The organism is Myxacorys chilensis (assembly GCF_059505265.1).
Genome location: NZ_JCACKG010000255.1, coordinates 1 through 18,810 on the forward strand (window position 1 = coordinate 1; position 18,810 = coordinate 18,810).

The window sequence follows — 18,810 nt, forward strand, 5'->3', positions numbered from 1 at the left end:
GTACGAATTTGGATTACCCATTTAGCTATCGCTCCACACGTCTAGAACACGACCCCGAAACTTTCTACTCTTTTGCTCTTATTTAAGACACTATTAAGAATGCGTTGAGACTTGCAAGTTAGAAATGATAGGTCAAAACACTTCCGATGTGGACAAGGCTTGAGAAAAGTATCTGCGGTACAGATTGCAGCTTGGCACTACTTGCTGGTCTTGCATCGAGACGAGTCCTTTACTTTGCAGCTTAAACGCTTGCATCGGCTCAAGCTTAAAGGGGGTAGTAGATAACACCACCCGCTTTAGCGCCGCGATCAAATCAGGGTATTTTTGCAGATCCGCTAGCAAATGTCGCAAATGTGGGCCATATACCCCATTGATTGCACTCGAATGCTGCACTAACTGCTTTAACGAAACCAACTGCCCACTTAAGTGATGAAGTCCGACTTGCACTAGGTACGGGTTGCCGCCTGTCAAGCTCATCAGTTCTGCAACCGTCTCGTCGAGGTTTTCAAGCCCATAGCGCTGGGCCAAATCCATTACTTGTTCTGAATTAAATGAGGGCAGATCGATCGCAAGTCCAGCATTAAACGGCGATTGGTGCAGATGCAGCGGCACATACACCTCTGTGGAGTGAATCAGCACAATCCGCAATTTTTGCCACAACTCGCTTTTGGCATCGCCATACCGTGCTTTCTCATACCAAGCTCGCAGCATCCCGAAAAAATCCGCTGCAATCTGCGGATAGTCAAACACGGCATCAACTTCATCTAAAGCAAGCACTAGAGGCTGATCTAGCTTCGATAAAATATAGCTCTCAAAATAGTTCGTGCAGTTGTAGCTGTTGCCAAACAGGTCATCCCAATATTGCTCAAGCTGATTTGGCAGTTCAAGAGTCTGCGTGATAACTGCACACAGCCATTGCAAAAACCGCTTCAAATCCGATAAAACGGCTGTATCTGCTAATTGTAGGCTGGTTATTGTGGTTAGAATGCGCTGTTCTCTCGCTTGGGACAACACTTTAGCGGCTAGCGAGGTTTTCCCCATCTGCCGAGGTGCTTTGATGCGGACCAAAGCGCCCGGTTGCAGCAATCCCTCATAGCATAAGGCTTCACTCGGCGGACGACAAATATAAAACAGAGAATCGCTGGGAAGTTGACCCGTTAACATCACTGGCGGACGACTGCCCACGGGTGGCGATTCAGAATCGCTGTAGTCCTCCCTTCCCAATGTCAACCCAAAAGCACGAAAGTAGTTCTCTAACGTCTGCTGATCAACTGAAACTTTGTGCCCTCGTACTCTTGCGAGGGTGTTAGGACTTAGACCTGTACGATCGCTAAGTTCCTGTAATGTGAAGGATTTACCAGAATTGTGCTGATCTGCGGCGTGCTGTTCAGCTGCTTGTAAGCGCTGCCATCCTCTTGCATTAAGCACAATTCCGCGCTTTCGCCTGATGGGTTGACTTCGGTGAGGCATAGAGTAGGACCTGAAAATGGATTTTGACGACTAAAGGTAGTGGAATGGACTGAGAAGGCGAAAGCAACAGAAAATTCTATATAGCGAAAATATTAAAACTTACCAATCCCCCTTCCTACACCTCAAATCTTCTTCCGCAATACCCCCAATACAGCCATCTCCAACATAAGCGCTATGAATACTGTTTTTAGTTGCAAGTCATTGCTCACTTAAGCTTAGTTGTCTAAGTTTTCTGAGTGTAACCACTGGTTTGTGCTGAAGATAAGTGGTATTTTCTCTCAATTCTGACAAGAAACTATAATTACTTAAAGAATTTCTTTACGTTTCTTCAACTAAGTTTAAACTAAACTCGATATATCAAAGTATTTATTGCGTGTCTTGATAGATAAGAGCTTTTCAAAGCACTTAAGCTCGACCTATACACAAGTGTGGAACAAACAGCTTCTAGCTGAGGTGCTGAAACACTCGAAGGTAGATTAACAACCGTAGTTTTCTCAAAGTTTTTACTGATCCTTACTTAAATTGTGGTCTTAATTGGTGATCTTGAGTAGTCAAAGAATAAGTTCAGGGGCAAACTTAAGTATGGAGTAGTAAAATTTACTATCCGCATAATTCTCAGTTCAGTAAGCTGTAACCGTAATACCTCTGTTGTTCTCTACACTGCCTGCTGATTCTATTGAGGACTACTAAAGCTTGCTGATAGCTTCCCTAAACCAGTTCCTGATAACGTCTTGATTGCAAAAACACTTAGGGTACGTGAAGACCAAGCTATGAAACTAAAGAAATACTTAGCTTTACCGAGGTTACCAATAAGCTTGAACGAGCGCATCATAGGCTCTGTACCTAGAGAGGATCGGCATCTAGATAGCAAAAAGCTTAATTTCAAAATAGCTCTTGTGATGTTAAACAAATAGCAAAAAGCTATTGCATCTTCAGCTTAGTAGAAATCGTCAGAACGTAAAAGCGGCGCACTTCTTGAAAGACCTAGTTAATAATCTGTTACTACTGGTAGCACTCAATTAACTTTTCATTTCGCTTTGGACGCTGATTTCAATTCTTTGATTTATCGTATGTTTCAATCTAATTTAAGGGTTCGTAAATCTTGCCTTACACGCTCCAATGAAAACAATCTTGGTGATCGAGGATGATGAAACAATCCGGTCAAATCTTCTAGAAATATTAGATTTGGAAGGGTTTCAAGTGATGGGTGCAGAGCACGGGGCATCAGGAGTTTGTAAGGCAAAGGCTTACTTGCCCGATTTAATTCTGTGTGACATCCGCATGCCCGAGTTAGATGGGTATGGCGTTTTAGAGGAGCTTCGTAGCCACGTCTCAACAGCGGCAATTCCCGTCATTTTTCTCACCGCTAAATGTGAGCATCAAGAAATTAGGCACGGGATGAACTTAGGTGCAGATGACTACTTGATAAAACCGTGTTCCGTCTCGGAGTTGCTCGACGCGATCGCATCTCGGCTGACCAAACGAACCGCGATCGCTCAACTTTACGCGAACGAACAGCGCCAAGCCGTCGAAGCCCTCCAACGTGGGGCCACTTTCGATCCACTCACGAGTCTGCCGAGTCGCGGCTTGCTCTGTCAGCAAATTCAGCGCTGCACTTCAGAACAAGCTCCGGTTAGCCTTGCTAAGTTTCAAAACAAGAACGGCGCAATTTTTAGAGAAGCACACAGCGCGATCGCCATCTTCTGTCTCAACATCCATCGATTTCGCTCGGTTAATGCCAGCTTTGGTTATGCAACTGGCGACGTTCTCCTCAAAATGGTGGCGCACCGTTTAGCGAAACTCACCGACTCTCATGGGCTGCTTGCTCGTCTTAACAGTGACGAATTTGGGATTGTGCTGACTCATAATCCTCAGGAAGCAGAAGTCACGGAGTTAGCTCAGCAAATTATCAATTCGATCGGGTCTCCCTTCAAAATTAACGGACAAGAAGTTTGCATTCAAATTAGCTTGGGGATCACGCTGACTCAAAACCTGGCTCAACATCCAGAACACCTCATCAGTCAAGCTGAAACCGCCCGTCATTGGTGCAAACAACATGGGCAGAGCTATTGCTTCTACACATCCAGCATGGATGAACTCGAAGTTGAGCGTCGCCTCATCGAGATGGATTTGACCAAAGCAATCGAGCGTGCCGAGTTTCAGGTGCATTACCAGCCCCAGGTCAATCTCAAAACGGGCGAAATTGTTGGGATGGAGTCGTTGCTGCGCTGGAAGCATCCTGGACGGGGTATGATTTCTCCTGCAACGTTCATTCCGATCGCTGAAGAACTAGGATTAATTATTCCATTAGGAGAATGGGTACTTAAAACGGCGTGTCAGCATGCCAAGATTTGGCAGCAATGGAACGCAGTACCCCTTAGGGTGTCGGTTAATCTCTCAATGCGACAGTTTCAGCAGGAAGGCTTTGTCGATCGCATTGCCGCCATTCTAGACGAAACAGGACTTGATCCTCATCTTCTAGTCCTGGAATTAACGGAAACTTGCCTGATGCAAGATGTTAAAGCGACTATCACTATCTTGTCAAAGCTAAAGAGCCTAGGCATTGAGATCTCGATTGATGACTTTGGCACCGGATATTCATCGCTGAATTATCTAAATTCTTTACCTATTGATACGCTGAAAATTGATCGATCATTTGTTCAACATTTAGCCACAAGTGAAGGAGCAAATGCGATCTCAACCGCTATTGTGGCCATGGCAAAAAGTTTAAGGATGAAAGTTGTCGCTGAGGGTGTTGAAACTGTTAAGCAACTGCTGGTGCTACAAGAAATGGGCTGCCAAGTCATGCAAGGCTATCTCTACAGTCCCGCCATTCCTATTGCTGAGGTCAAAGTACTGCTACAAGCCGATTGTCGCTTTCAGCTGATCAGCGCTTAAAATTTTGTAAGTGCAGAGGGATTACCTGCAATTCGCCGCCGCACTTCTGAGGAGACGCGCGATCGTTCTTGTATGAAAGCAATTTCTGAATACGTCGTTTGCACGGAGCGTTTCGACGCTCACCACGAAATTTGTCGAAAGGCTACATCAACGAAGTGTTTTATACACTGAAGCCGCAGCTATAGAGCTAGACCGCTGACACGATCCGGCTCAAATAGCTGCGGCTATCTGAATACAAGCACTTTTGCAAGAAGTTCGATGAATGCTGAAATTAGCGCTAGCCCATTGAAGCGATCGTATTAAATTCAGGACTGATTGCCTCGATCTCTTAAACCGTCGCGAACTCAGGCTTCTGCGTCAGGTCTGTAATCATCTGCCTCATCTGCTCAATCCCTTGCTGATGATGGTGACCGACTTCTTGCTGCTGAGAGAGCAAAGCCGTGATCGCATCAAGGGATTGATGAAGTCCTGTCACCAAATCTTGAATCGGTTGAAGTATCTCGTGGTAAAGCGAGACTTTGCCAATGACCTCGGCGGTGGACGCTCTTTGAGCTTGAAGTGTCTCCTCAAGCTGTCTCAAATCATGACGTTTCGCATTTTGCTCCTCAGCTTGCGTATTCATCTGCTCTTGCGCTTGCTGAACAGCACTGCGAATCTGGTCAATTTGAGCCTCGATGGTTTCTAGCTCTTCTGCTTGCTGTTGGCGCTGAACATCGATCTGCGCTAAAACCGGACTTAGATCAATGCTGCTATTGACCAGCGTTGGATCGGGTTTACCTGTTCTTCTAGCGATGACTGCTTTATGCTGACGTAAAATCGTCTCTTTCTCGATAAGACTACGGCGCTGCCCAACCAGCGTTTGATTGAGAAACTGATAGGCATCTTGCTCATCAGCCAACTCAGCCTCTAAGCTCATGCGATCGAACTCACTCACCTGCTGAATTGTTGCTCTGAGGGCTTCAAGTTCCTTTTCTTTGAGATCAAGTTCCTCTTCCTGTCCGTGAACAAACTGAGAAGACTGATCAAACTCTTTCTGTAACGTCTTAGCGATCGCTTGCAGGTCCTGCAAAGGCATAGTTTCTAGAGCATTGAGATCCACTTGGGTTGTCTCGTTGACTGTACCTCCTGCGGTTATTTGGCTGAGTTGCTGGTATAACTCGTTGGAGCACGCAATTTGCAAACTCACAAATTGCGCGTGCTCCTGTTTAGTGCTCAACACCAATTCTTGCGACTTCGCCTCAATTCGCGCCTGCTCTACTGCTTCCTGAGCTTGATGCCAAGCATGCCACTGCTGCTCTAATCTTTGCGACTGCTGCTCAGTTTCTTCCTGCCTTTGGTGCAAGGCTTGCTGGTGTTGCTCCAACATGTGCCAGTGGTGCGTCAGAATAGTTTGCTGCTGACCCAGAATCTCATAAAGCTGCTGAAGGTGAATGTTTATCTGCTCTGAAGAAGCACTTCCATCACAAATTTGCTCCAAAAGTTGATGAATGACCTGCGCTTTTCCGGCATCTAACACTGATGCTCCCAACAACTCTGCTCGTCGGTCTTCAAGCTGCTGCTTTTGCCCTTGCAGCTGATCCCACGCGCCCTGCATCTCTTGGCGTTGGCGCTCCATTTCTTCTTGCTGCGCCATTACTTCTTGGCGCGTTGTCTCAAACTCTTGACGCTGTTGCTCCAAGTGCTCAAAGTCCGACTCCATCTGCTGAAGTTGTTCTTGCCGGGATTCCATTTCCACTTCCCGACGGTTTAATTCTTGACTTTGATATGTCAATGACTGCTTCCACTGCTCAATCTCTTCTTCCTGTGTCTTAAACTTCTCTTGCAAGCGCGAGAAGTTCTGAAGAATGCTTACCAAGGGACGACTCGCTTCCTGGATGCGCTGCACTTGCTTGCTTCCAGTTAAATCAACCAGCAGCAATGTTCCAGAGCCATAGCGATTTGCCTCCTCCGTTTGGACTGACTCATCGCCAGAAACCGCAGACCAGTTTTGTTCCGTTCGTTGGCAAGCAAGTAGCTTCAACTCGCACTTGCCACCACCCATGATCCCGCCTTTTTTCTGGATGACTTCTGCTAGATACAGCACGCTGATAGTCCTCTTCCGTGTCTACGCTCAATCCTAGAGATGTAGTTTGCCCAAATTCTGTTCGATCCGCTCAAATGCTTTAAAGCATCTGCTGACGACATCATTCTGTACTGTCGATTAAGAAGCTGCACGTTGTAACTTAATTCAACGGCTTGCAAAGTACAATCGATGGGTTGGGCAAAGTCCTTCTCCTCAAAGTATGCCCAGGCTTGTTCTATTCCAATCGTCTCACTGAGTTTAGATAGATACACTGACCGATCACCCAGTTGAGATGGCGAGTTTTGGATTGTTACGATCGCTGTCCCCACCAAACCATCAGATGGGATTTGATCTTTAGCCCTAATTCTTCCCTTGTTCTTTAGTAATAATTTCTGAGGTATTCGGCAAACCTAAGTAAAGTTTGTCATTTTAATCAATTTAGTAGATACAATGTTTGGGCAATTAGCGTTCCTGCTGAATGTCCATTCCTAATTCTATTTCTAGGGAAAATCGATGTTGCGACCTTAGCGTTGCATCGTTTTTAGGTTGGCATGATGAACGGCTAAGGCCGATGTTGCAAAAAACGAATCGAGTCAGTTTGAAAAACAGAATTCCGTCAAGGGCAATGTCGTGTTGAGTGCAAATCTACGTTCTGGAAAATGGTTGAACTAAATGCAGGGACAGTTGAGTGAGATTGATATTCGTAGTATCCTCCAACTGATCGAACTCGGTCAGCGTACAGGCGAACTGTTTGTGCAGGGATATCCAACTTGCAGTTCTAGTTTCGGTGGACTGGTATCTCCAGACATTCGGCTGCCTCAGTCCATTCCTTCCTGGTTCATATTTTTTCTCAATGGGCAAATAGTTTATGCTGGTGAGACAGAAAGTGATCTGTCGCGCCTTAGAGACTATTTACGCCGTTATAAGGCAGAAACGACGCTTGATCGGGCGGTTGCTTCTGCGATCGCGCCGTTCAATACTCCTGAATACGGTTACCTGTGGTCCTTGCTAGAAGCGCATCTCCTCACTCCTGCCCAAGGACGCAGCATTCTTCAAAACATGGTTCATGAAACCTTGTTTGACCTGTTGAGCTTGCCCCAAGGATCATTCACGTTTGAATTAGGCACGCCGTTAACCCCTCAACTAACCACTTTAGAAATTGCGCCATTAGTCACAAACATCATCAAGCAAGTGCAGGAATGGAAACAGCTACAGCCTCATCTGCAGTCGCCGGATCAATGCCCAATCGTTGCTAATGCTGTTCTGCTGCGAGAAGCGCTGCCAGAAACCACCTTTCAGACTCTCGATCGCTATGCCGACGGGCAAATCTCTCTTCGCAAAATTGCACGTTACCTAAACCGCGATATTTTAACAGTCGCAAGGGCAATCTATCCCTATGTGCAACGAGGATGGTTGCAGCTAACGCACCCTTCATCTGAAGAATTTGGAGCAAACCGCCCTTCTCTCAGCGACTGGCGGACGACCCGAGTTCCCCGAGTTGTATGTATTGACGATGGAGCCACCGTTCGCAAAGCAGTCGAGTATATTCTCGATCAGCACGGATATGAAGTCAGTACCATTGATGATCCTCTAAAAGCGCTAAGTCTCGTGTTTCAACTCAAGCCCGATCTTATTTTGTGTGATATATCAATGCCTGAATTAGATGGATATGAACTCTGTGCTATGTTGCATCAGTCCACCGCATTTCGACAAACACCAATTGTCATGCTGACGGGCAAAGATGGCTTTATCGATCGGGTTAAAGCCCGCATGGTAGGTGCCGTCGATTATCTAACAAAACCGTTCGGGAAGAGTGAACTTTTGATGCTAGTAGAAAAATATGTTGGACAAGGGCAACCGGAACCCTTTAATCCACATGATCAATCCACTCATGATCTAGAAGAACTTAAATTAAATATCACCTAAAGTAAGACTGCCCAAAGTTCTTTTTTACAGATGTCAGATTCAGTGGGCATTCGAGGGTACGTTAAGATTACGACGTTTCGGTTTACTAGAGTCAATTTCTCCCGGCATCGGTTCAGCCAGCAAGCAGGTAAGGGGTTATGAGTACAGTTCTGGTCGTGGAAGACAGCGTCACGCAACGGGAAATGATTACGGATCTGCTGAAAGGCAGTGGATTAACAGTGACCGTCGCCGCTGATGGAGTTGAAGCGTTGGAACACATTCAAGGAAAGTGCCCTGATTTAGTGGTACTGGACATTGTGATGCCCCGCATGAACGGGTATGAGGTGTGTCGTCGACTGAAGGCAGACCCCAAAACTCAGGGAGTCCCTGTCGTAATGTGTTCCTCAAAAGGTGAAGAGTTCGATCGCTATTGGGGCATGAAGCAAGGCGCAGACGCCTATATTGCAAAACCCTTTCAGCCGACCGAGCTAGTCGGCACAGTAAAGCAGTTGTTGCGAGGTTAAAGACAGGTGTGATGGTCGGAAATCCAGATTTCTTAACGGGTAGAGGGCAAGATCAAGCACCCGAATTTCAGGAACTTGAAAGTCCAGAGGGAGAATTACATTTACGATTTTATACCTCTTCAGGAACTGAATTTGCGTTGCCTGCTACCGGAATTCGAGAGGTGCTTTCTCCATCTCCTGATCGCATTACCCCTGTGCCCAACGTTTCGCCTCTCCTACTCGGAACCTTAAATGTTCGTGGACGGGTCGTATGGGTGGCAGATTTAGGTCAATTTCTAGGCGATGCTGTTCCGTTGAACACGGACAAGCCTGAGATTTCTGTCATCGCGATCGAAGACCAAGATATTATGCTCGGTTTAGCTGTCGATCGCATTGTTGGCATGGAATGGCTCGATGTTGAGAATGTACAACTACCAACCGCAGTACCGGATAGCGTCTCACCCTTTCTTCGAGGGGAATGGGTGATGAATGAGGCAAACAAACAATTTTTGCGGTTGCTCGATCAAGTTGCTATTTTGCGCTCGGCGCGGTGGGCAGCATGAAAATCGCTCTAAAATCAAAAACTCTTTGTAGAATCAAGCTTAATCATCGCTTTCTCCAGAAACCTGGGAATGCTGTCTTAAGGATAATTGCGTTCAAGTCTGTGGATCTCCATTCTACTTGAGGTCAAATATTTCCAGCTCTTTGGAGAATTGATTTTTCGACAGACGCAGCGCTCACTGATTCTTATCAGATGTATCATTCTCACTTTACACTCACTGCTCATTTTTTCAAAATTGCTCTGTAATTTATTAAATCTTTGTAGCCGAGCTTTTAGCACAACGGCGTACATGCAGGAGGAGGCACATGGCACGAGAGACTGAATTTGCCCAAGAGTATCAGCAGGCAGAACGCGCCTATATGCAGGGCAAGTATCAAGAGGCTGCTCAACTCGTCGATCGCTTGGTCAACGACCATCCACAAGAACCAAGCGCGCGGCTATTGTGCGGGCATATCTACTGCTATGGTCTTCAGCAATATAAGGTGGCACAGGAGCAGTACCAGTCTGTGTTAGCTCTGACGTCCGATCCGGAGTTTGTAGACTATGCCAACAGTGGTTTAGCCTATGCGGGTCAATTCACCGATGATCTATCCAATGACTTTGATTTGTCCGATAACTTCAATACCAATCTGGAAACAGATCATGATGCATTCGATCACCTTGCAACTGCGTCAGACAACGCTTTCTCAAAGGCTAGTTCTCTAAACGAGAATTTTGTATTGGACGACCTCCCGTTTGAGTCGGAGGAGTCTGCTCTGTTTAGCGAATCTCCTTTTGCCGATCCATTTTCCCATCACAATGAAAAGACGCCAACAGAATCTGAAGCAATAGATGATCCGTTCGCCCTAAATTCCTCTGCTCAGAGCTCTGAGGCAAGCGTAACTCACGGGAAGGCGGACCAGTTCTCGTTTGATGGGGATTCGATTCACGCCGCTCACAATAGCAACGGCGCTGCAACGGTCTTAGAAGAGTTTGATAGTATTTTTGCAGTTGAGGAAGAAGACGATCGCGCTGACTTTCAATCTTTTACACCGCAAGCCGACGCATTTAACCATTCTCAATCGCCTGAAGCTCCTTCCTCCAACGGCATGAATTTCAACCCGCGAACGATGGGTGAAGACACTCTGTTTATGGGAGGTCCTGACTTCTATGATGAACCTAACGGCTCTGAATCTGACGCATCTGTTGAGCAGAATCACCTCGACGCGCTTTACAGCAATTCAGGTAGTAGAAATGGTGGCAGTTCTGCACCGCATCTAGATCAAAATCAAGGCAACGCAGACTTCCTTGATGATTTTGACGATTTTGATGACATACGCAACCTGTCCGACTTTGACTTATCTGAAGATTCTGCTGGCTTTACGAGTCCCTCTATTAGCAGTGGGTTTGGGTTTTCTAGCAGCATTGCTACCTCTCCCGAGGGAGCAAATATTAATTTTGGAGAAGATGAGCGTTCTTCCACAATTCGAGAAGATGAACTTTTTAATATTGCAGGGACTAGCGAACAGATTCCGAGCTTTACTCAATTGGAAACCCAGACGAGTGAACCCACTCCTACAGTTGAACAAGGCTGGTTAGCTCCGTTAGAAAATGCTTCGTTTGCCTCTAAGCAAATGATTACTGCTCTGGCATCCGGGATAGTTTCAGCCGTTGCTGTTGCAGCCGTTAGTTTTGTTTCGGCAAATTCTGCCACTCAGCAGAATAATACGGCGGTGGTTTCACAGCTCCGAACCACTGGAATTTTGATGGCACTGGCAGGGGGAGTGTGTGCAGGCGGCACTGCCTTAGCGGTTGGACAGATAACGGCTAGGCAAATGAAGCGATCGACGCATGATCTTAAGAGTCAGTTTGAATCGGTCTGCCAAGGAAACTTTAATGCTCGTGCAACAGTTTACTCAGAAGATGAATTGGGCGGGCTAGCAACTGAGTTTAACCAGATGGCGCGGGTCATTTTAACCACGACCAGTGAAGCCCAGCGCAAGGCAGAGGAACAAGAGCAAGCCAAAGAAGACTTGCAGCGTCAAGTCATTCGCTTGCTAGATGATGTAGAAGGCGCTGCACGAGGTGATTTGACGGTTCAAGCGGAAGTTACTGCCGATGTTTTAGGTGCAGTAGCAGATTCGTTTAATTTAACCATCCAGAACCTCCGTGAAATTGTGCAACAGGTGAAGCAAGCTGCTCGTCAAGTCAGCAAGAGTTCGACGGAGAATGAAACATTTGCTCGTAGTTTGTCTTCTGATGCGTTGAGACAAGCGGAAGAACTGGCGGTGACTCTAAATTCTGTTCAAGTGATGACAGACTCTATTCAACGGGTGGCGGAAAGCGCTCGTGAGGCAGAAGAAGTTGCTCGAACCGCTTCCTCAACTGCTCTTAAGGGGGGTGAAGCTGTAGAACGCACTGTAGCGGGTATTTTAGAAATCCGTGAAACGGTAGCTGAAACGACTCGAAAGGTGAAGCGTCTAGCGGAGTCCTCTCAAGAGATTTCTAAAATTGTGGCATTAATCTCGCAAATTGCTTCCCGAACCAATCTCTTGGCGCTCAATGCCAGTATCGAAGCAGCACGAGCTGGAGAAGCGGGACGAGGCTTTGCGATCGTCGCCGATGAAGTGCGTCAACTGGCTGACCGCGCCGCTAAGGCCTCCAAAGAAATCGAACAGATTGTGTTGCAGATTCAGGGAGAAACCGGGTCGGTGATGACGGCGATGGAAGAAGGAACCCAACAGGTGATTGAGGGAACTCGACTGGCAGAACAAGCCAAGCGATCGCTAGAAGATATTATTCAAGTTTCTAGTGTGATTGATACGCTTGTCCGCTCTATCACTGCTGATACGGTAGAACAGACGGAAACGTCACGAGCCGTGTCTCAGGTGATGCAATCGGTAGAACTAACTGCTCAAGAAACATCTCAGGAAGCACAGCGGGTGTCGGGGTCGTTACAAGGCCTTGTTGGGGTTGCCCGCGACCTGCTGACCTCAGTCGAGCGGTTCCGCGTTGAGACAATCGAGCGAAAACAATCCTAGATTAAGAAGAATTTGTGCATTCATCTAGGATTCGTCGGCTACAGTAAAGCCAACAACTTAGAATTTGATTGCTTCGCAGAGCATCGAGTCTAAGCAATATGATGATCTATCCCAGCGATCGCACTTATAGGAAAGGTCATCCATCTTCTGAAACCTTTGCTCCATCGTAGTACGGAGACGGTTCGACGGAGATCACTCAATCTAACGAAAGGGACATTGCAATGCAGCCGGAACAACAGCAGCGAATCATGGGCTACTTTATTGAGGAGGCAAAAGACCACCTCAATACCCTTGAGCAGGGTTTGTTGAATCTGCAAAGCACCATTGACGATCCAGAAATGGTGAATGAGGTGTTTCGAGCAGCCCACTCTGTGAAAGGCGGCGCGGCTATGTTGGGGTTAAGCAGCATCCAAAAGACTGCCCATCGCCTCGAAGACTATTTCAAAATCTTAAAGGAAACGCCTGGAATCAAGCCTGATCAAAAGCTAGAAACTCTTTTGTTACAGGTTTTTGACACGTTGCAAGCGTTGTTAGAGCAATTGCCAACGCCAACCGGATTGACAGATGAAGCCGCAGATGAGGCAATGACAGCGGCTCAGCCTGTCTTTGAAGAACTTAGCCAATACTTTACGTTGCTAGAACGTCAGGCGGCAACGTTAGAGCCGTCACTACCCAGTATTGACCGAGGAACTATCATCCAGGCTGAGACACAGTTGGAAGATCAGGCGTTGATGCTGATTTTTCAAACTGATGTTCCGACCCAATTACGGGAGATGTTGCAATTATTTCGGCAGGCAGAAATGCTGTCCGATGGGCGCGATCGCTTACAAGATTTCTGCCAGGGTTTAAGGGATCTAGGCGAAGCGTTTGGCTTAACGCAGTGGATCAATTTGCTAGAAGTGACCCGACTCGCGATCGCGCACTCTGAAAATTCTTGTCGATCTCTAGCGCCTATTGTTTTGAAGGACATTAAGCAAGCGCAGGATTTAGTACTGCTGGGACGGGCACAGGAGATTGCTCCTAGCAGTGAATTACAAGCGTTAGTTCCAACTCAAACCGAATCCTCAGTAGATTCAGATCTGGCGAGTTTCTTCGCCATAGCGGATGGTCTAGAAGCGACGCCCGAACTCGATTTCAGCGACTTCGATTTGGCGGAGGCTGACTCCTTTACGCTGGACCTTAGCGAGTTTGATGTGGCCGCAACGACGCCTGCTGATGCAGAAGCAGAATCGGCTGATCTAAGTTTTGATAGTCTGTTTGACCTATCCGATTTTGCTTCCGTTAGTACTGATGAAGTGAGTGAAACACTGCGCGATTCTTCAGGGTTTGGTGAAACCAATCGCAATGGGCCAGAAATGGGTATGGCCGAGTTGAACAGTTTGGCTGACCTTTTTGAAGGAGAAGTTCCAGATCTAGGCTCAACTTGGCAGAAGGAAGAAGTGATTGGCGCTGCTCCTGCTAACTCTCAGCCTGGTCGCTCTAATGGAGTCGATGAGAACACAAACGACTTTTCAGATCTATTATTTAATACACCTGTCGCTAACGAAGCTACATCGTCAGACTCAGATGACGATTTAAGTAGTTTGTTTGGAGACGCTTTACTAGAAGCCTTTGATGCTTCCAACGCGACAAGCGATAGTTTTGAACTGTCTGTGCCGCCGTCCGAGATACTGGCTACAGGTGAAGATCTATCAGTAGATATCAGTGCCTTAAGTGACAGTATTTCGGCAGATTTAGCAACGTCTGATGCAGTAGAGCTTGATCCCAATAGCCTAGATGTGGAATTTGCTCAACTTGAGACAGAGGAGACGTCTGATTCGCTCACCAATCTCGGTGAATTATTTGCAGGGTTAGACGAGAGTGATTTAACTTTCGATGCCGTTAATAGTTTGCAAAATAATTCTTTCTCAAGCGAATCTCTTCTTAATGAGCTTGACCTGAGTGGCTTATTTGAAGCATCACCCGTCAATGTTGATGTTGAAGCTTCACTTGATGCGTTTAACAGTTTGGAAGAAAATCTCACTCCTTTTGAGAACTCAGAGGTTGACTCCGTTTTTGGGGGGAGTAATTCAATCGATGAGTTGATGGAGCCTGAGATCGTAGACCCTCTCCCTGAGGACAGTTCTATAGATGTCTCGAATTTGAGCGATCCGTGGAACGATACTCAATTGAGTTCTCTTTTCGATTTGGAAAATTTGGAGTTAAATGTTCCTCTTGAAAACGCAGATGCTCAAAATGCCAATGGTTTAGATGGACTAATTTTAGATGAACTAAATGTTGACCTAGAAGTGGCTCCTACAGTTGAAACAGAGACAGGACAACTTGATCCGCTAGATCTTCTAAATCTTGACTTAGAAAATGATTCTCTGCTACTCGAGTCTGCATTCACAGAAGAACAAGTAGAACGTGAGTCAGATAATTTATCAAAATTCTCACTAAGCTTAGACGAGCTCAGCTCAATAGATGACTTACTGAGCGCAGAATCTAACTTACAGCTTGATGAATTAGTGGAGTTGCCCAACGAACAATCTTTGGATGTTCATCCTGACGCTGAAACAGATTTCACACTAGACTTGGAGGGTTTGGGTAATCATCTTCTAGATTCAGAAACACTCGATTCAAATAGTCTGGACGAGTTACTGGATCAAGCGAATACAGAGGCGTCTTCGCTAGTGGAACTCGATTTAGAAGAAGGGCTAAACGATGATTTTTCAGAAACTGATAGCTTAGATAATTTAAATGGCTTGTTAGATGAAACCGTTACGCTGAATTCTTCACCAGAGCCAGATTCACTAGAAATAGAGTTTTCTCTATCAGAATTAGATGGACTATTTGAAACTGAAAATTCGCTTAATGATGAGTTTGATAGCACTTCTAGCTTGGCGGAGCAACTAGGCGGACTACTTGATGATTTTGGGACAGTAGAGCCAGAAGCTAACAATTCACATTCGCTGGTTGCCGAAACAGTTGAGCTAGAGACAGTTGAGCTAGATATAGAAGCTCCGTCTGATTTATTCGATGCTGTAGAAATAGAATCTCTGGAAATAGATGTAGAAGAGCCATCTGCTAACCCTGACAGTTTATTGAGTTCAGAATCAACCGAAATTGATGAGCTATTCAGTCGAGATGAGTCATTGCTTTCAGAACAGATAGCTTCGTCAGAGGAGACTTCTAGCATTGAGCTTTCTTTGGATGATGACTTCTTAAGCAGCTTAATGGCTGATGTTTCCGAAAGTTCTGAAAAGATTTTTGGAGATGCTTCCCCCAAGCTAGAAGACCTAGACTTCTCTCTGAGCGAAACGTTGGAAGAAGTGGCGTTCCCTTCAGATACTCAAAATGAACTGTTGCCTAAGTCTGACCTGAATAATCTGGATGGGGTGGCTTATTCAATAGACGACTCTATTGTGAACTTAGAGTTTGAGGGCCTAAATCTGGAAGAGCCATCCTTAGGTTTAGCAAGTGGTGATTTAGATTTTGATGGTCTGAATCTGAGTACAGATGAGACGGCTTATTCAATAGACGACTCTATTGTGAACTTAGAGTTTGAGGGCCTAAATCTGGAAGAGCCATCCTTAGGTTTAGCAAGTGGTGATTTAGATTTTGATGGTCTGAATCTGAGTACAGATTTAAAGATTGATGATGTAGACTCTGAACTTTTGGAGCTGAGCTTAGACGATTTGGAGTTATCTACAGAAACCCCTGATCATCTTGAAGACCTAGAGAGCTTGCTCAGTGATGCTCCTAGTGATGCTGTTGAGCAGGAGTTCGATTCACTTCCAGAGGCTGAAATTGCAGAGGCAGCGACTACTTCTTTAGATAACATAATTCCACAGCAGGAGCTATCAGCGTCAGCTTCAGATCAAGTGGAACTTGATGATCTAGATGATTTAAATATAGATAGTCTGCTGGATGAAGATAGTTTGTTAGATGAAGGCTTGTTCGAGAACTCGGGTTCGCCAACAACGGACGATTTAGATAATCTCGATCAGTTACTAGAGGCGACCGACTCCTTCGATAACCTTGATGTACTCCTGAACGACGACCTTGCAGCATCTAACCTGGCAGCCGAGGACGACTTTGACGACTTTGCGGATCTGGAGTTGCTTCTGTCTGATGCACCTGATGCGTCAGTAACTTCACAAACCTCCATCGAGTCTTCTGAGGTAGATACAGAGTTTGATGATTTAGAGAAGATGTTGGAGGACACCAACAACACGATGGGCGGTTCTCCAGCCGTCAAAGGTCGAACTGTCGCTTCATCAGGACGCCGTGCGCCTCGTCCTACTAAAGGACTAAGCGAACAAACGATGCGAGTTCCGGTTAAACACCTCGATAACCTGAGCAACCTTGTTGGGGAACTCGTTGTCAATCGCAATAGCTTAGAGCAAGACCAAGAACGCCTGAGGCAATCGCTGGATAACCTCCTGTATCAGGTGCAGCAGCTAAGTGATGTTGGTCAACGAATGCAAGATTTGTATGAGCGATCGCTGCTCGAAAGCTCTTTGTTAGCCAGTCGTCAACATCATCGCGTGCCGTTTGGATCGCCTGAGCGTCATAGTAATGACACAAGCCCTACTGGGGTAGAGTACGATCCTCTAGAAATGGATCGCTTTACGGGCTTTCACTCTCTGTCTCAAGAGATGATTGAACTAATTGTGAGAGTCCGGGAATCGGCGTCTGACATTGAGTTCATCGTCGATGAAACCGATCAAGTGACTCGTATGTTCCGGCAAGTCACAACCCAGCTTCAGGAAGGATTGACCCGCTCTCGAATGGTTCCTTTTGCGCAAGCGGCGGATCGGTTGCCTCGTGCTGTGCGTGATATTGCGATGAAGTGCGGTAGACAAGCAGAATTGGTTATTGACGGACGAGATACGCTAATTGACAAGATGATTTTGGAGCATCTCTACGATCCTCTGACCCATCTGGTAAACAACGCCATTACTCATGGAATCGAATCCCCGGAAGTGCGACAACGGGCAGGAAAAGCTCCAACGGGACAGATTACGATTCGTGCTTTTCACCAAGGTAACCAAACGGTACTTTCGGTTTCTGACGACGGGGCTGGAATCGATATTGAACGGGTGAAAATAAAAGCGATCGAGAAGGGCTTAATCACCTCGGCAGAAGCTCAAACTTTGTCTCGATTAGACATCTACGATTTGCTTTTCCATCCTGGCTTTAGCACGAAAGACCAGGCGGATGACTTCTCAGGGCGCGGAGTCGGTATGGATGTTGTGCGAACCAGCTTAAGCGAGATTCGCGGCGCAATTAATACAGATTCTGTGCAGGGTAAGGGAACGACATTCACGATTCGGTTGCCGTTGACGCTGAGTATCTCTAAGGCACTCTGCTGCATCAGCGATCGCGCGCGGATTGCCTTCCCAATGGACGGTGTTGAAGACATGCTGGATGTGCCTAAAGAGCGTCTTCAAACCAATGCTGAAGGGCAACATTTTATTTCATGGCGGGATGTGGTGCTGCCCGTGCGTCCACTCAGCGAGCTTCTCGCTTACAGCCGTCATCTCAGCCGAGGCACGGTCTATGGCGGGAGTCAAGACGATGATATGGTCTCGATCGTGATTTTACGAAGCGCAGGCAACTACTTAGCCCTCCAAGTGGATCAGGTGCTGGGCGAACAGGAAATTGTGATCAAGCAACTTGAAGGTCCTGTGCCAAAGCCAGTGGGAGTAGCGGGTGCAACCGTTCTGGGAGACGGTCGGATTATGCCGATCGCGGATGTGTTGGAACTGATTGATCTCTCTCTCGGTCGTATCCGTCGGGATGTCGGCAGTATGTGGGATCAAGGTGCAGCCCAAGGTGTGACTGAAACGATTACTACTAAGACGGAGCCAATGGTTCTGATTGTGGATGACTCGATTACAGTGCGCGAATTGCTTTCAATGACGTTTAACAAGGTTGGATATCGAGTAGAGCAAGCTCGCGATGGTCAGGAAGCTTGGGAGAAGCTACGGTCAGGATTGCCGTGTGATATTGTGTTCTGCGACATCGAAATGCCAAGAATGGATGGATTAGAATTCCTTTCGAGAATTCAGAAAGACCCCAACTTGAGCAACTTACCGATCGCGATGTTGACCTCACGCGGGGCGGATCGTCACCGTCAAATGGCGGCATCATTGGGAGCCAGTGGATATTTTACTAAGCCTTACTTAGAGGAGGCTCTGCTGGATGCGGCTCAACGAATGCTGAAAGGTGAAGTCTTGCTTGCTAGTCGCGATTAATTAATCTTGGTGAACTTTGGGAGGGGATAGTTTAGTGACGATCCCCTTTTTTGTGTGACAAAGTTCCAACTTTGGAATCGTCTACTATCAATGAAACAGACTCGCTACAAGGGTTGTGGGGGCATGACGGTGCCGTGCCCCCACGGGG

8 protein-coding genes are annotated in these 18,810 nt (G+C 46.6%); 6 read left to right on the top strand and 2 right to left on the bottom strand.

Going from position 1 to position 18,810, the window contains the following annotated elements; genetic code table 11:
* Positions 1 to 132 precede the first annotated feature (132 nt).
* Positions 133 to 1,470 (bottom strand): AAA-like domain-containing protein, encoded by a 1,338-nt coding sequence (locus tag AC5JLB_RS26345; RefSeq protein WP_495876799.1) that lies wholly within the window; start codon positions 1,468 to 1,470, stop codon positions 133 to 135.
* Positions 1,471 to 2,589: 1,119 nt separating this feature from the next.
* On the opposite strand from AC5JLB_RS26345, the gene AC5JLB_RS26350 reads away from it, so the two are divergent.
* Positions 2,590 to 4,368 (top strand): EAL domain-containing response regulator, encoded by a 1,779-nt coding sequence (locus AC5JLB_RS26350; RefSeq protein ID WP_495876800.1) that lies wholly within the window; start codon positions 2,590 to 2,592, stop codon positions 4,366 to 4,368.
* A gap of 328 nt (positions 4,369 to 4,696) precedes the next feature.
* Here the strand turns inward: AC5JLB_RS26350 and hmpF are convergent, their stop codons facing one another.
* Entirely contained in the window at positions 4,697 to 6,451 is a 1,755-nt protein-coding gene (gene hmpF / locus AC5JLB_RS26355) for a pilus motility taxis protein HmpF (protein ID WP_495876801.1), read from the bottom strand.
* A gap of 651 nt (positions 6,452 to 7,102) precedes the next feature.
* Here hmpF and AC5JLB_RS26360 point away from each other — a divergent pair.
* The 5 genes from AC5JLB_RS26360 (at position 7,103) to AC5JLB_RS26380 (ending at position 18,662) form a co-directional block, all read left to right on the top strand.
* The gene (locus AC5JLB_RS26360) at positions 7,103 to 8,356 is read left to right on the top strand and encodes a response regulator (RefSeq protein ID WP_495876802.1); all 1,254 of its coding nucleotides are present in this window, start codon (positions 7,103 to 7,105) and stop codon (positions 8,354 to 8,356) included.
* 137 nt (positions 8,357 to 8,493) lie between these two features.
* Positions 8,494 to 8,859 carry a response regulator transcription factor gene (locus tag AC5JLB_RS26365; RefSeq protein WP_495696619.1) on the top strand — a complete coding sequence of 122 codons (366 nt, stop codon included), beginning with the start codon at positions 8,494 to 8,496 and terminating at the stop codon, positions 8,857 to 8,859.
* A gap of 11 nt (positions 8,860 to 8,870) precedes the next feature.
* Complete coding sequence (locus tag AC5JLB_RS26370; protein ID WP_495696620.1) at positions 8,871 to 9,401, top strand: chemotaxis protein CheW; 531 nt, start codon at positions 8,871 to 8,873, stop codon at positions 9,399 to 9,401.
* A 304-nt stretch (positions 9,402 to 9,705) separates the two neighbouring features.
* Complete coding sequence (locus AC5JLB_RS26375; RefSeq protein ID WP_495876803.1) at positions 9,706 to 12,420, top strand: methyl-accepting chemotaxis protein; 2,715 nt, start codon at positions 9,706 to 9,708, stop codon at positions 12,418 to 12,420.
* A 221-nt stretch (positions 12,421 to 12,641) separates the two neighbouring features.
* Positions 12,642 to 18,662, top strand: a complete 6,021-nt coding sequence (locus AC5JLB_RS26380) for a hybrid sensor histidine kinase/response regulator (RefSeq protein WP_495876804.1) — start codon at positions 12,642 to 12,644, stop codon at positions 18,660 to 18,662.
* Positions 18,663 to 18,810: the final 148 nt, after the last annotated feature.

Coding starts and splice junctions, on each gene's coding strand:
- AC5JLB_RS26350 (WP_495876800.1), top strand. CDS start 2,590: ATGAAAACAATCTTGGTGATCGAGGATGATGAAACAATCCGGTCAAAT.
- AC5JLB_RS26370 (WP_495696620.1), top strand. CDS start 8,871: ATGGTCGGAAATCCAGATTTCTTAACGGGTAGAGGGCAAGATCAAGCA.
- AC5JLB_RS26360 (WP_495876802.1), top strand. CDS start 7,103: ATGCAGGGACAGTTGAGTGAGATTGATATTCGTAGTATCCTCCAACTG.
- AC5JLB_RS26375 (WP_495876803.1), top strand. CDS start 9,706: ATGGCACGAGAGACTGAATTTGCCCAAGAGTATCAGCAGGCAGAACGC.
- AC5JLB_RS26345 (WP_495876799.1), bottom strand. CDS start 1,470: ATGCCTCACCGAAGTCAACCCATCAGGCGAAAGCGCGGAATTGTGCTT.
- AC5JLB_RS26380 (WP_495876804.1), top strand. CDS start 12,642: ATGCAGCCGGAACAACAGCAGCGAATCATGGGCTACTTTATTGAGGAG.
- AC5JLB_RS26365 (WP_495696619.1), top strand. CDS start 8,494: ATGAGTACAGTTCTGGTCGTGGAAGACAGCGTCACGCAACGGGAAATG.